We start from the raw sequence: 14,870 nt of genomic DNA, 5'->3' as shown, positions 1-14,870 counted from the left end.
CTTACCAAATTAACGCAAAAAAGAAAGGAAGCCAATTTGACTTCCTTTCTTTTCGCTCTGATTTGAGGATCAGGTTAACCTACTTTTTCTACCACAAGGTTGTGGTTGGTATAGATGCAGATGTCTGCGGCGATGTTGAGGCTTTCTCTGACCATTTCTTCGGCGGTCATTCTGTCGCCGGCGTGTTTTTTCATGGCGAGGGCAGCAGATTGCGCATACATACTACCTGACCCGATGGTTGCGATATCGTGATCGGGTTCTAGGACATCTCCTGTTCCTGATACGATGAGTATTTCTTCCTTGTCAGCGACGATCAGCATGGCTTCTAGTTTGCGGAGGTAGCGATCGGTGCGCCAGTCTTTGGCGAGTTCGATGGCGGCACGCTTCATGTTGCCACCGTAGGAGTTGAGCTTTTCGTCCATCCGCTCTAGGAGTGTAAATGCATCAGCCGTAGAGCCAGCAAACCCTGTGACGATTTTGCCGTCTTGGAGTTTTCGAATTTTTTTGACGTTGCTTTTGGCTACTGTATTACCGAGTGTAGCCTGTCCATCCGCGCCAATGGCTACTTCGCCGTTGTGCTTGATGGCGCATACTGTGGTAGATCTTATTTTGGGATAGTTTGACATGTGTTTTGTGTTTAGATCTAAGTGAACGAAATAAAAAAGCGGCTGTTTCAAATACACGATGGTGATCGAAACAGCCGCTTACAATTTTATACTTATGGTTTACACCAAAATTCTAACGGGGTCTTCGATGAAGCCTTTGAGTGTCTGCAAGAATGCTGATCCTACTGCTCCATCTACCGTTCTGTGATCACATGTCAACGTCACTTTCATGATGTTGCCAGGTACAATCTCACCATTTTTCACGACTGGAGTCGCCTTGATCGCACCTACTGCGAGGATACACGATTCTGGTGCGTTGATGATAGAAGTGAACTCAGAGATACCGAACATACCGAGGTTAGACACGGTGAAGGTGTTGCCTTGCATTTCGTCCATTCCGAGCTTTTTCGCTTTTGCTTTTCCACCAAATTCTTTGACCTCAGCAGATATCTGAGCAAGAGATTTGTTGTCAGCGAATTTCACTACTGGTACAACCAGACCGTCTTCGATTGCCATCGCAACTCCTACACTGACGTGGTGGTTCATGCGAATGCTGTTGGTCTCGCTGATCCATGAGCTGTTGACTGCTGGGTGCTTTCTGAGGGCTGCAGCGACTGCTTTGATCACGATATCATTGAATGAGATTTTCACTGGAGCGATCTCGTTGATGCTTGCTCTGGCTTCCATCGTTTTGTCCATGTCGATTTCCATGGTGAGGTAGAAGTGAGGCGCACCGAATTGGCTTGCATTGAGACTTTTTGTAATCGCCTTTCTCATCTGCGTAGCAGGGATGTCTTCATAGCTTTCTACGCCTACAGCTGCTGCGCTAGTTGCACCAGCGATGGCTGGAGAAGCAGCAGGTACATAAGCTTCTACGTCTCTCTTGATGATACGTCCTCCGTCACCTGATCCAGGGATTTTGGCGATATCAAATCCTTTTTCCTCGGCCATTTTCTTTGCCAAGGGAGAAGCGATCACTCTGCCATTAGTGTTTGATGGAGCAGGAGCGGGCGCCGCACTAGGAGCTGCTGCTTTTGCTGGAGCAGCGGCTTTTGGAGCTTCTTTTTCTGCTGGAGCAGCTTCAGCTGCAGGTGCTGCCGAGTTAGCTTCTTCAGCTTTCAATAAGGTCTCGTAATCAGCGCCTTTTTCTCCTATGATAGCAATCACGCCATCTACAGGTACGCCTTTGCCTGCCTCTACAGCAGTATATAGTAGGACACCATCGTCATAAGACTCTAGTTCCATAGTTGCTTTGTCAGTCTCGACTTCTGCTAGAATATCACCAGATTTGACGTCATCACCTACATTCTTGATCCATGCTGCGATCACACCTTCTTCCATGGTGTCACTCATTTTTGGCATTTTGACAACTGTAGCGTTGATGCCAGAGGTGTCTATCGCTTCAGCAGCAGGTGCTTCGGCTTTAGTTTCTTCAGTGCTTTCAGATTTTTCTTCTTGGTTCGCAGCACTTTCGCCACTACCAATAGATGCTACCAAGTCGTCTACATTTTCGCCTTTGTCACCGATGATTGCAATCACACCGTCGACAGGGACAGAAGCTTTTTCTTCAACTCCGATATACAATAAAGTACCATCATCGTAAGATTCTAGTTCCATGGTAGCTTTGTCGGTCTCCACTTCTGCTAATATATCTCCTGATTTTACTGTATCTCCTACTTTTTTGAGCCAAGACGCGATCACACCTTCTTCCATGGTGTCACTCATCTTTGGCATTTTTATTACTTCTGCCATGTTTTTGATTAGTTAAAAATCGAGCCGCTAAATTAGCTTTAAAAGCCCCTTATTTCAAATATATCATGGGCTAAAATTGGATTTCGTCTTGTGGGCAATGGTATTTCGTATAGTTTTCGAAATCATAAAGCCTATATTTTAAAAAATTTAAATTTGAGGCTTGCAACTAAGTAGTTTTTTCAAATGCCACTAATTCTATATTCTGATTATAAAAAGCCAAGATGGCTCGTCAACCGACATATGGAGACAATCGTACCGAGCACACTGCGTAGGGTTCGGACGGTAGTAGAGCCTGTTCGTTTGAGGATGGCTACTCAGGACGAAGATTTCTTGGATCTAGACTGGTATCGTAGAGATTCGGGAAAGTTACTCATCGTGTCCCATGGTCTGGAGGGAGATAGTCAGCGCCCTTATATTTTGGGGATGGTCAATAAATTCTATGTTGAGGGCTGGGATGTGATCGCATGGAACTATAGAGGATGTAGTGGCTCTCCCAATCGAAAAGAGCGTTTTTATCACAGTGGAGCTAGCGATGATCTCGATGCAGTAGTACAGTATGCAATACGTTTGGGGTTTGACGCGATTAGCCTGTCTGGCTTTAGTCTCGGAGGAAATTTGACTTTGAAGTATCTAGGGGAGTATGACACGCCTGAGGAGATTCGGTCAGCTGCGGTGTTTTCAGTGCCATTGGATTTGGCAGGGTGTGCTCAGGAAATAGACAAGTCGCACAACACGGTTTATTCTGCTCGTTTTTTGAAATCACTGAAAGAAAAAGTACGATTGAAATCGAACTTACTCGCCGGTTTGGTAGATCTGGACAAAGTAGCTTTATCTAAGAGTGTCTATGAATTCGACGACTTCTTGACGGCTCCATTGCACGGTTTTGGGACGGCAGACAACTATTATTCAAGTTGCAGTGCGATACATTTTGTGCCAGATATCACAATCCCGACCTTAGTGGTCAATGCACAGAACGACCCTTTTCTCTCCGAGAGTTGCTACAACACAACAAATTTCGAAACATCAGACAATGTTTATTTTGAGATGCCTAAATTTGGTGGTCATGTGGGTTTTAGTACCAAAGGTACACAGGGTGTCTACTGGTCCGAACAGCGCGCATTTGACTTTATTTCTAAGCAAGTTTAATTCATGATCGATAGGTACGCCATATTTTCAGATTTTAAAGATATCAACCAGCGCTATGGTCTGGAGGGAGAGGAGTTTACCGTCCCTAACTACAATGCATCACCAGCGCAGCAGCTACCTATCATTGCCAATAAGTCCAAGAAAGGAATTTCTTTTTTCTTTTGGGGAACAAACAAGCAGTGGTCTAACAACAAGAGCATTTCTCCAAAACTGCTGTCTGCCGAAAGAGATAAACTTACCAAATCGACGACCTTGAAAACTGCTCTGATGGACAGACGATGTGTCATTCCTGTCAATGGTTTTTATCTATGGAAGCAGTACAGCAAGAAGCGCATGACACCTCATTATTTTTATGCTACCGATGAGGAGCTGATTAGTTTACCAGGCATCTGGGAGGAATACGAAGATATGGATGGGAAGATCAACTATACCTTTAAGTTTATCGAAGTGCCTAACTATTCTGGTGTGACGGAATTCGGTGATAACATGCCTGCCGTGCTGTCCAAGGATATGGAGAAAAAATGGCTCGATGACTATAGCTCTCCTGATGAACTGATGGACATGCTGACGAATATTCCGAAGCTGACCAATCATCCCGTTTCACCACACATCACTTCTTTGACCAATAACTCTGCGGATTTGATCAAGCCTCAGGCACAGGTGGATCAACTCGGTAACTATACGCTCTTCGAATAGGACAGTTGGCTATTGCCCAAATCTGAACTAACTTAAGCATAAGACTAGATTATTAGGCCAATAGATATATCGATATGAAGCAATCAAAGATCATAGGAACGGGACATTATGTGCCTGACCATGTTGTCAAAAATGCCGATTTGGAAAAACTTATGGATACCAATGATGCGTGGATCCAAGAGCGAACAGGAATCCAAGAGCGCCGACATGTGGTGCCAGGAGGTGAAGACACGACCTCTCGGATGGGGACCAGAGCTGCACAGATGGCGATATCGCAGGCAGGGATCGAAGTGGATGATATAGATTTTATCGTATTCGCTACACTGAGTCCTGATTATTACTTTCCTGGCCCAGGAGTGATGTTGCAGCAGCAGCTGGGGTTCAAAAAAGAAATAGGTGCTCTGGATGTTCGTAACCAGTGTTCGGGTTTTATCTACGGGGTATCGGTCGCAGATCAGTTTATTAAGACAGGCATGTACCGAACTGTACTCGTAGTAGGTAGCGAAGTGCACAGTGGTGGGCTGGACATGACGACCAGAGGTCGAGGGGTGTCGGTGATATTCGGAGATGGTGCTGGAGCGGTCGTGATGCAGTCCACAGATGAAAAACACAAAGGAGTTTTATCTACGCACCTTCATTCCGAAGGGCAGTTTGCAGAAGAGCTTGCTTTGATAGGGCCTGCGACTACTGACTGGATTCCTAATTATATCGAAAGAAATGACCCAGAAGATCTTCGTTACTATCCACACATGAATGGCAATTTCGTCTTTAAGAATGCTGTGGTACGTTTTCAGGAAGTGATTCATGAAGCTTTGATCGCTAATAATCTTGGAGCGAATGAAATAGATCTTTTGATTCCTCATCAGGCCAATCTGCGCATCAGTCAGTTCATCCAAAAGCAAATGAATCTACCCGATGAGAAAGTCTTTAACAACATCCAAAAGTATGGCAATACTACAGCGGCATCTATACCACTAGCGCTTAGTGAAGCCATGCATGCTGGCAAAGTGAAGGATGGGGACTTGATTTGTCTAGCAGCATTCGGTAGTGGGTTTACTTGGGCGTCAGCACTGATCCGGTGGTAATGAAGAACTGTTTAACCCTAGCATACAATTTGCTCGTATAGGGAGTAATAAATCAATTGGCTTATATGCATATCATTCAGCGCGCCGTATTAGTGGCACTTTTATTCGTAGCAGAATCTTCATTCGCCCAGGACTTTTATAAGAAGGTGATCAATGACACTACTTTGATCAAATCAGGAAAAGTGATCAAAGGATTCAAGCAAGGACTTTGGATATTCAAAAGTCCAAAGGGAGCCTATGTAGCCAGTGGGTACTATGTGGATGGCGTCCCTGACAGTACGTGGTATCTCTACAAAAACAATCAGGTGGACGAAGTGATCATGCTCAGAAATGGGCAAAAGAATGGTGCTTTCATCATCTACGAACAAGGTACTGGGCTGGCGCTGTTACAAGCAGGATACAAAAACGACAAACTAGAAGGACAGTACACAGAGTATCACTTTGATGGTAGTCCTTCGCTGCAAGGGTACTATGCCAATGGAAAAAAGGACAGTTTATGGGTGGAGTTTGATGAGTACCGCAGACCGACTTTTAAGCAGCGATACAAAAACGGACTATCCGCTGGGGAATGGGTTTTTTATCATTCGAATGGACAAGTAGAGATTCGTCAGCACTATACCAATGGCTATCTCGATGGTGCCTATGAAGAAAACTATAAGAGTGGCATGCCCTATATAAGGGCAACGTATCAGTACGGCTCGCTCAACGGTCAGTACAAGGAGTATTTTCCGACTGGGGGAGTGAGTGTCAAAGGAAAATATGAATCGGGGCAAAAGACCGATGTGTGGATGACCATGACCGAAACGGGTAGCGTCTACTCTATCGGAGATTACAAAAATGATTTGAAGCATGGGCATTGGAAGTATTTCTATCCATCGGGTGCGCTGGAACTAGAAGGGCAATATCTACATGATCAGAAAAATGATCAATGGATGGAGTATTATGAGTCAGGTAAACTCAAATCCATCGGTAGCTTCAAGTTGGACTTGAAAAACGGGCTATGGGGGCACTTCTACCAAAACGGCCAACTGAAGCAAGATGAACACTGGAAGAACGGCTATTTGCTAGAGGTGAGTGACTATTATACAGGGAAGGGGGCAAAACTGCCCAAAGGCACATTTAGCAATGGCAATGGAGTCAAGTACACCTACTACGCTGATGGAACACTTCAGTCCGAAGAGACCTTCGTCGGAGGAGAAGCGAACGGTCCTGCCAAATACTACAGTGACAATGGCGACCTAGAATCCCAAGGTCAATACGAGGAGAATGAAGCTTCAGGTACTTGGCAGTACTTCAATAAACGCGGCAAAGTCATTCGTGAGAAAACGTTTTAGTGGATATACCTAGAATAAAATATACATAGCAGTATGTATTGACTTGATTACTCCATGGTTATCGGTTTAGAGCACTTTTTCAGATGTATAGTTTCGTGATCCTCATACGGTGCTAATAGGAGTCTGTGAATATTATATTCTCAATCAGTTTTTAGGTTTGTTTTGGTTAGGGTAAGGCATTTTTCTGGTTGTGCTATTTCTACATAATGGTAGAACAGCCAAGCGAGATCGGCGGATATGAGAACGAAAATTCAAGCAGTTATCACAGAGTAAGAAAGCTAAACTGATAGAGAAATCCTCCAAAAGCAATCGGTATCAACAGACAAAAATTGAGACGATCGCTTTTGGAGGGACAATACTCTACTTTACTTCTAATACTACCACAGAGGCAGGAGGCAACGTCACTTCAAGTTGCCCGCCTTTAACCTTGAATTCTTTGAAATCAACAGGTTGAATTTTGCTTGGCTTGTCGAAGGAGTTGTGGTCTTGGATTTTAGCAGAAGCCAAAACACTACCTGAGACATCTGCTTTTTTAACTCCCGATAGTGGGATGCTCACTGTCTGAGACTGGCGAGCGTCGATATTGACTAGCGAAATATGTGTGATTCCAGCTTGATCGACGGACGCCGAAGCGGATATCGCGGGTAGTTCGTTTGCCCCATTTTTGTAAGTGGCGTTGTTTTGGATTTTGAGCGGGAGCAGTTTTGCATCATGATGTACCGTGTACATTTTCATGACATGGTAGGTCGGTGTGAGTATCATTTTTTCTTCTTTCGTCAGGATCACGGCTTGTAGCACGTTGACACTTTGAGCGAGGTTGGCCATTTTGACTCGGTCCGCGTGGTTGTTGAATATGTTGAGTGTCATGCCTGCAATCATGGCATCTCTCATGGTGTTTTGCTGATAGAGGAAGCCGGGGTTGGTACCTTCTTCCACATCGTACCATCCGCCCCATTCGTCGACGATCAGGTCGATTTTCTTTTCGGGATCGTACTTGTCCATGATCGCTACGTGTTTGGTGACGAGTTCTTCCATCTCCCAGGCACGCTGCAAAGTGATGAAATACTGCTCCTCGGTGAACTGAGAAGCGGACCCCTTGTCGTTCCAATCAATCACCGAATAGTGGTGTAGAGCGAGACCATCTACGAGATGAGCAGGGATGTTTTTCATGAGTGTTTCGGTCCAGTTGTAATCATTGCTGCTGGCACCAGAGGCGATACGTTGGATGTTACTCCCAGTCATGTAAGTGGCAAATTGGCGATAGACATTCGCGTAGTATTCGGGGGTCATGTGACCACCACAGCCCCAGGCTTCATTGCCTACTCCCCAGTACTTTACATTCCATGGGGTTTCTCTACCGTTTTCTTTGCGCAGCTCTGACATGGGACTCACGCCTCCGTTGTTGGTGTACTGCATCCAGTCGGCAAACTCCTTGACCGTGCCGCTGCCTACATTGCCAGAGAGGTAGGGTTCTGTCTCGAGCAATTCGCACATGTTGAGAAACTCATGTGTACCAAAGCTGTTGTCTTCGGTCACACCGCCCCACCATTGGTTGACGATGGTTGCGCGCTGGTCTTTTGGTCCTATGCCATCCTGCCAGTGGTAGGTGTCTGCAAAACAGCCCCCAGGCCAACGGAGGTTGGGAATTTGTAGTTCTTTGAGTGCTTCGATGATGTCGTTGCGTACGCCATCGGTATGAGGGATCTTGGTTTCGTCTTCTCCGACATAGAAGCCACCGTAGATACAGCGCCCGAGGTGCTCGGCAAAGTGACCGTAGATGTGCTTGCTGATCGTTGGCCCGTTTGTTTTGGTATCGATTTGTACCTGGATGTCTTGTGCTGAACTCAGGGTCCAGCCACATACGAAGGAAAGTAGTAATGTTAGTTGCTTCATGTTCGTGTTGTTTTTTGTCTAAATCTATAAGGTATGCCTCGTTTTCATCCGTGGCAAATGTCTCTTTGTAGCGCCCTGATTTGCCCACGTATAGTACTTATGGATTAGAACCCGCTACTATGGCATCCAAAGCTCGTTGGTCGTAGACTGTGTTGGTTGCTCTGTCAAACAGTGCGGAACTCAGGTCACCTTTGTTTCCGGCATCCCAGTAGAAAGGGATCATGCCGTTGGCCTTGGCTTGTCGTGTCACGTATTCGAGGTAGTGAGCTCGAGAGGCGAGGTGCAAGTCCAAGTTGTCCCCGGTCAGGCTCAGTCGCTGTACCACGGCGTATTCGCCCATGATCATGGGAATTCCTTTGTCGAAAAACTGTGTTTTCATCAAAGCCATCAGGCGATCTACATCTGCCTCTTCTCCCCACGTCGCATTGCGATCTACATCTGTAGTAGAGTGGAAGTTAGCTCCCCAGTAGTAGAACATCTTGCCCCAACTGGCATCCTCACCCATGAGGCAATATTGGAAAGGGGTGTAGTAGTGTACCTCGACCATCATTTTGTCAGCGATCTCGTCGGTTGGGAGGGTAGACATGAGGTTGTGGGTTTTTTCGACATCTGTGGAAGGTCCCTGTACAATCAGCACACGGTGACTGTTTTTTCCACCAGTGGCGCGCACAGCGTCTACAAATGTTTGGTGGTAGCTGTCTAGGATAGCCATTTGCTCAGCATCCTCTACGTTGGGTTCGTTGGTGCCGGCGAAGATCAAGTGCTCGTCAAAATCGCGGAGGTGGGTAGCGATTTGCTCCCATAGCGCTTTTTGTTTGGCATTGTTGGCTATTTGATATTCGGGCGTGATGTTGTTTTCGAGCCATCCTCCGTCCCAGTGGATGTTGAGGACGGTATACATGTCGTTATCCACGCAGTATTGTACGACCTCCTTCACTCGGTTGAGCCAATCCTCCGAAATTTTGGCAGTGGCCTGGTTTTCGATGTACTGATCCCATGCACAGGGGATTCGGATGGCGTTGAATCCATTTTGTTTGACAAGTTGGATGAGCTCTTCGGTGACTTGGGGGTTGCCCCAAGCGGTCTCGCTACCGATGGCCTCTAGGGTGTTTCCGATGTTCCATCCGATGGTCATCTTGTCGTAGAGTTGCATGGCTGTACTGCCCATGCCGCTGGCGTCTGGCGCGAGTGGGTTGGTGTTGTAGTCAGGGTATCCTTGAGTTTGAGAGACGGTGATTTGGCTCGTCGGAGCTCCCTCGGCACTGAGGAGGAGTGTCGTGCTGCGGGCCTCAGATAGCTCGCTGCTTGCGACTACTGTGACCGTAGTGGTTCCTATGCCGCCACTGCTTGGGGTGATGTTGAGCCAGTCCGCGTCCGATTGGAGTGTCCAAGCTTCGGCTTCCGAGCTAATCTCGATATTCTGTGAGTTAGCGAAATCACCCAAGTCTATGGAAGTAGTATTTGCGCTCAGCGCATGGAGATAGTCCGAGATCAACTGGGAAATAGAGACATGGACAGGGTCAGCATCACCAGCCGTGACAATCAAGTCTTCGGTTTTCGGTTCCAAAGTTTTACCCTCGACTGTCAGCGTGATTTTGGCTTTATTGCCAATCCCTCCGTCACTAGAGAGTGTGAGCCAGTCCGCATGGTACTCAAGTTGCCATTCTCCGGCATTGGTTTCAATCTGGATATTTCTACTGCCCCCCTCCAGCGGGAATTCTACTTCGGTAGGGGTGACGGATAGGGTGTGTGATTCTTCTTGGTTGCATGCCGTCATCGTCAGCATGACTAGTAGGGATAGTAAATAGCCTTTCATCTTTCTTATATCTGCTTGTTCAAGTCGAACAATGATAGAGGGATAAGGAAGAAGTGCTTTTGCAAAAGCGGTAAAAGGCTTTGCAAAAAATGCGGGAGGGTGATGGTATGACTCGCTTCGGGGTAACTTATGTACAGTCTCGGTATTCACTAGGACTTTGTCCTACTTCATTTTTGAAGACTCGGTTAAAGTGACTCTGGTTGTTGAACCCGACTTTGTAGGCGACTTCTCCAATGTTGAGCCTTGTACTGGAGAGCAACCTTTGTGATTCCTTGATTCGAATGTGGTTGATATAGCTTTTGAAATTGCAGTTGAATTGCTCTTTGATGGTTTGGGTGATTTTGCGTGGCGAGATCCCGGTCTCCTTGGCGACTGACTCAATGCTCAACTGGCTGTCTTGAAAGTGCGTATTGATGTAATCAATGAAGCTTTCAATGGGTTGTTTTTTGTCCAGCTGGAGTGCTTGATATTGGACAGTGATGGAGGTGTTTTTCGCATGGTAGGCTTTGGTCAAAAAGATGACTAGAAAGAGCAGCAGGCAAGAAATAGGATAAATCAAGGCTAGTTTGGTATATAGAGGGGCATTGTCACGCGTCAATTGGATACTGTGGATCTTTAGTGTCATTGGCTGGACTATGTTAGGGGTGTAGGCTGTCCCAATATTGAGGTGGAGAGTTTGGTCCAAGGCTGGTCTTGGGTTTTCTTTCATAGGGATGCTGTGGAGCTCTTTCCACCAGTCAGGCAATAAAAAATCATCTATCGGTAGGTGGTAGCTTGTTGTCTTTTCGGATATACTGAGAAAGGTGTGGAAAGGAGCTTCGGGTTCTGACATCAGCGGAGTGAAGATGGAAAGTCCTAATTTATCGATCCCTTCCCCTTGCACACGAAACAGTAGCTCGTTGTAGTACGAAACATCGATTGGCTGCTGAGATTTGGGAGCCAATGTGATGCCGATGTAGGGGCTTTGAAACTGGTCATTGAGTTTGAAGTCTACCTGGATCAGGGAGTCATTCACTTGGAAACCGAGGATTGTAGAGTTTCCCTCATTGGCACGATCCGTATAGGTGTGGTATTCAAATTCCCGATTAGGGAAAACGCTTAAGTCTGGCTGGATCTCATAGTACAAGGTGAATACGAGCAAAGAGCATAGGAGCAGGAGAATGGGAAGCAAGAACCCCGTGCTACGGATAGTTTGGACAAACATGCTTTTTGATGCTACACTCATGGGCAAACCTCTAGGGATTGAGACTCAATGATACGTCATTTTCAAGATTTGTTTTTTCTTTTGTCCTCTTCTTTAGAAATTTGATTTTTGAATCTAAAATTTCACATCTGAAATATGTCAGGACATAGCAAGTGGTCAACGATCAAAAGAAAGAAGGGAGCATTGGATGCCAAACGAGGGAAGATTTTTGGTCGACTTAGCAAGGAGATAACCATAGCAGTCAAGGAAGGGAATAGTGGCGATGCGGAGGCTAATCCACGTTTGCGCTTAGCGATTCTCAATGCTAAAGGCTCCAATATGCCAAAAGATAACATTGAGCGGGCGATCAAGAAAGGTCTTGGCGGAGATGCTGCGTCTTATTTTGAACAGGATTTTGAAGGGTACGCTGCCCATGGGGTGGCAGTATTTGTCGAAACACTGACGGATAATCAGAACCGTACGGTGCAGGAGGTCAGAGCTGCATTTACTAAGAACAACGGGAGTTTGGGGACGAATGGTTCGTTGGAGTTTATTTTTGATCGAAAAGGTGTTTTTAGCCTTCCTGTTCCATCGGAAATGGATTTGGACGAGTTCGAACTGGAGCTAATAGAAGCAGGAGCAGAGGAGGTCGAGATAGAGGATGGATTTGTCATCGTACATTCGGCAATGGAGGATTTTGGCTCGCTCAACAAGAAGTTGGACTCCTTGGGTTTGGAACTGGAGAATGCCGAGCTTCAGCGTTTGCCAAAGACCACTGTTAAGGTCGACGATGAGGCGTTTCAGGAGGTGATGAAGCTTATCGATATGCTCGAAGATCATGACGATGTGCAAAAAGTGTGGCACAACCTAGAAATGGGAGAAGGGCAGGAAGAATTACTAGAAAACTGACCTAAAATAAGCTATATTGAATTTTTGATGAAACCATGTATTTAGTACCAACGATGAATTGTAAAAACCTACCTGTCTTCCTATTGATCACCTTGCTTTCATGGCAAGCAATCTGTCAAGATAAAAGCACGCAACAGGCTGCTGACACACTATCGAGGGACAGTCCTGAGATGTCAAAATTCGATGCTTTTAATAAAAGAGCGGAAGTGCTTTTTCAGATCCTTCCATTCCCTATATATTCTTACTCGCAGGAGACCGGTCAGGTGTATGGATTGGTCAAATACAATCTAATCAATATTGTCAAAGGGGATACTGTGAGTGCCGCGTCGAGTTTTAGTGCATTGGCATCTGCTTCGGCATTGGGCCAGATCAAGTTTGTAATGGGTAGCAGAGTTTATCTCAAAGAAGATAGAATTGTATTACAAGGAGAGGCGAGCTATATCAATTTTCCACAGTTTTTTTTGGGGATAGGAAATGATGTGACGCGTGAGGGGTTGGAGGAAATCTCTACGAAGAGTTTAAACTTTGTCAATTCAGCACTCTTTGCGGTCAACTATTCTAAGACGGTATATACTGGGGTGTCGCAGGAGTTCAGAAACTATTACGAAGTAGAGAAAGACAGTAGTAGTTATTTAAATGTTAACCAAGTACCTGGTTTTGAGGGGGGAGCGATCTCTGGAGTAGGGCCAGCGTTCATATATGACACGAGAGACCATCGGTACAATAGCCGTACAGGAGCTTATATTTTTACGAGTTATAAATATTTTGGGAAGTACCTAGGGAGCGATTTTGACTATGGCACTTTTACCTTAGATGTGAGAAAATTTATCAACCCATGGATGAATCATGTGATTGGTTTTCAGGCCTACACCGAACTCAATACAGGGGCAGTTCCTTTTTACTCTCTGGCGCTGCTAGGAGGCTCGGAGAGAATGCGAGGCTACTATGAAGGAGCGATTAGAGATAAAGCCATTGCCGATGTACAGGTAGAATATAGAATGCCAGTATGGAAGATATTTGGCATGGTGGCTTTCGCTAGTGCAGGTCGTGTGGCACCAGACTATAGTGCCATGCAGCTCAAAGATGTATGGATGAGCGGGGGGCTTGGCTTGCGTGTCATGGTGGATAGTAAAAACCGTGCAAACCTACGAATGGACTTTGGATGGGGACAAGAGGGAGCTAAGGCATTTGTGATCGGGTTTACAGAGTCCTTTTAAGGGGCAGTTGGCGCTGAAACATAGAAGTGTTGAAATATAAGGTACTATTGGTGTCAGGGCTATTAGTTTGGCTATCGAGTTTAAATGTGCTAGGCCAGCGAGCCAAGGATGTTGAGGATTCAATCATGAAGGTGCCTCACTCCAAATTTGATTTTTTCAACAAAAAGGCAGAAGTGCTGTTTCAGTATGTGCCATTTCCAGTCTATTCTTATGCACAGGAGACGGGGCAAGTTTTTGGTTTGGTCAAATATAACTTGTTGAATCTTGTCAAGGATGATACTGTGAGTACAGCTTCTAGTTTTACGGCATTGGCATCTGTGTCGTCCATAGGACTGGTGAAGTTCGTGCTGCGTAGTTCGGGTTATTTGAATCGAAATAAAGTCATAATCCGAAGCAAGGCTAGTTATATCAACTTTCCTCAGCAGCTCTACGGGGTAGGTAATGAGGTGACCCCAGAGAACGAGGAACAGATTAAGACAGCTAGTCTCCATTTTGCGAATACCATGATGTTCGCAGTGAATGATTCGAAAACACTGTACGTAGGGTTCAATCAAGATTTTAAAACCTATGATTTGATCGATTTCGACTCTGTGGGTTACATGTATAGCAATCAAATAGAAGGATATCAGGGAGGTGCCGTATCTAAAATAGGACCGAGTTTTGTCTATGATACTCGAGACAATAGATATACCTCTTCGGGTGGAATGTATTTAGAGATGAGTTATTCTTGGGCGGGTGCAGCGATCGGTAGCGAGTTTGATTATAGTTCGTTTGGGATAGACTTTCGGAAATTCATCAAACCGTGGTACAATCACGTTATTGCTTTTCAATTTCACACAGCAGGGACGGTAGGTGAGGTGCCTTTTTACTCTCTCAATCAACTGGGTGGGTCTGACCGGATGCGTGGCTACTTTAGTGGCGAGTTGCGTGACAAAACCATCTTAGATACCCAGGTTGAGTATAGAATGCCTGTATGGAATATAATAGGAGTGGTGGCCTTTGCGAGTACTGGGCGCGTTGCTCCGGACTACTCATCGATGACGGTGCAGGGGCTTTGGTATGGCGGAGGACTAGGGCTAAGGATTCGGGTAGATAGTAAGAATAATGCAAACCTGAGGTTAGATTATGGTCTTGGTCAGGAAGGGGCTAGTGCATTTGTCGTTGCATTTACGGAAGCGTTTTAGAATACAAAAAAACCCTGACAGTCTGCCAGGGTTTCTACATATTGTTTGAT

General features: G+C 45.7%; 12 protein-coding genes. 7 read left to right on the top strand and 5 right to left on the bottom strand.

Annotation, left to right across the window (positions count from 1 at the left end; genetic code table 11):
* Positions 1-74 precede the first annotated feature (74 nt).
* Both hslV and BUB99_RS06900 read right to left on the bottom strand, forming a co-directional pair.
* On the bottom strand, positions 75-626 hold the full coding sequence (gene hslV, locus BUB99_RS06905) for an ATP-dependent protease subunit HslV (protein WP_073120874.1): 552 nt from the start codon (positions 624-626) through the stop codon (positions 75-77).
* A 99-nt stretch (positions 627-725) separates the two neighbouring features.
* On the bottom strand, positions 726-2,357 hold the full coding sequence (locus BUB99_RS06900) for a pyruvate dehydrogenase complex dihydrolipoamide acetyltransferase (RefSeq protein ID WP_073120872.1): 1,632 nt from the start codon (positions 2,355-2,357) through the stop codon (positions 726-728).
* A 183-nt stretch (positions 2,358-2,540) separates the two neighbouring features.
* Between BUB99_RS06900 and BUB99_RS06895 the strand changes: the two genes are divergently transcribed.
* The 4 genes from BUB99_RS06895 (at position 2,541) to BUB99_RS06880 (ending at position 6,618) form a co-directional block, all read left to right on the top strand.
* Positions 2,541-3,503 (top strand): YheT family hydrolase, encoded by a 963-nt coding sequence (locus BUB99_RS06895; RefSeq protein WP_073120870.1) that lies wholly within the window; start codon positions 2,541-2,543, stop codon positions 3,501-3,503.
* A 3-nt stretch (positions 3,504-3,506) separates the two neighbouring features.
* Positions 3,507-4,199 (top strand): SOS response-associated peptidase, encoded by a 693-nt coding sequence (locus tag BUB99_RS06890; RefSeq protein ID WP_073120868.1) that lies wholly within the window; start codon positions 3,507-3,509, stop codon positions 4,197-4,199.
* 74 nt (positions 4,200-4,273) lie between these two features.
* The gene (locus BUB99_RS06885) at positions 4,274-5,284 is read left to right on the top strand and encodes a 3-oxoacyl-ACP synthase III family protein (protein ID WP_073120866.1); all 1,011 of its coding nucleotides are present in this window, start codon (positions 4,274-4,276) and stop codon (positions 5,282-5,284) included.
* A gap of 65 nt (positions 5,285-5,349) precedes the next feature.
* Entirely contained in the window at positions 5,350-6,618 is a 1,269-nt protein-coding gene (locus tag BUB99_RS06880) for a toxin-antitoxin system YwqK family antitoxin (protein WP_073120864.1), read from the top strand.
* A gap of 360 nt (positions 6,619-6,978) precedes the next feature.
* Here the strand turns inward: BUB99_RS06880 and BUB99_RS06875 are convergent, their stop codons facing one another.
* From BUB99_RS06875 to BUB99_RS06860, 3 genes are all read right to left on the bottom strand, one after another.
* Positions 6,979-8,511 (bottom strand): alpha-N-arabinofuranosidase, encoded by a 1,533-nt coding sequence (locus tag BUB99_RS06875; RefSeq protein WP_073120862.1) that lies wholly within the window; start codon positions 8,509-8,511, stop codon positions 6,979-6,981.
* Between the two features lie 97 nt (positions 8,512-8,608).
* The gene (locus tag BUB99_RS20115) at positions 8,609-10,327 is read right to left on the bottom strand and encodes a cellulase family glycosylhydrolase (protein WP_221407492.1); all 1,719 of its coding nucleotides are present in this window, start codon (positions 10,325-10,327) and stop codon (positions 8,609-8,611) included.
* 127 nt (positions 10,328-10,454) lie between these two features.
* A complete protein-coding gene (locus BUB99_RS06860; protein WP_084190416.1) occupies positions 10,455-11,552 on the bottom strand; it encodes an AraC family transcriptional regulator in 1,098 nt (365 codons plus the stop codon).
* 114 nt (positions 11,553-11,666) lie between these two features.
* Here BUB99_RS06860 and BUB99_RS06855 point away from each other — a divergent pair, with 114 nt between their 5' ends.
* From BUB99_RS06855 to BUB99_RS06845, 3 genes are read left to right on the top strand one after another with little or no spacing between them, the layout of a single operon-like run.
* A complete protein-coding gene (locus BUB99_RS06855) occupies positions 11,667-12,419 on the top strand; it encodes a YebC/PmpR family DNA-binding transcriptional regulator (protein WP_073120857.1) in 753 nt (250 codons plus the stop codon).
* 53 nt (positions 12,420-12,472) lie between these two features.
* The gene (locus tag BUB99_RS06850; RefSeq protein WP_073120856.1) at positions 12,473-13,636 is read left to right on the top strand and encodes a BamA/TamA family outer membrane protein; all 1,164 of its coding nucleotides are present in this window, start codon (positions 12,473-12,475) and stop codon (positions 13,634-13,636) included.
* A 29-nt stretch (positions 13,637-13,665) separates the two neighbouring features.
* Positions 13,666-14,820 (top strand): BamA/TamA family outer membrane protein, encoded by a 1,155-nt coding sequence (locus BUB99_RS06845; protein ID WP_073120854.1) that lies wholly within the window; start codon positions 13,666-13,668, stop codon positions 14,818-14,820.
* Positions 14,821-14,870: the final 50 nt, after the last annotated feature.

It is taken from the genome of Reichenbachiella agariperforans, from assembly GCF_900142205.1.
Lineage (GTDB): Bacteria > Bacteroidota > Bacteroidia > Cytophagales > Cyclobacteriaceae > Reichenbachiella > Reichenbachiella agariperforans.
This window is presented reverse-complemented; position numbering and strand designations above follow the sequence as displayed.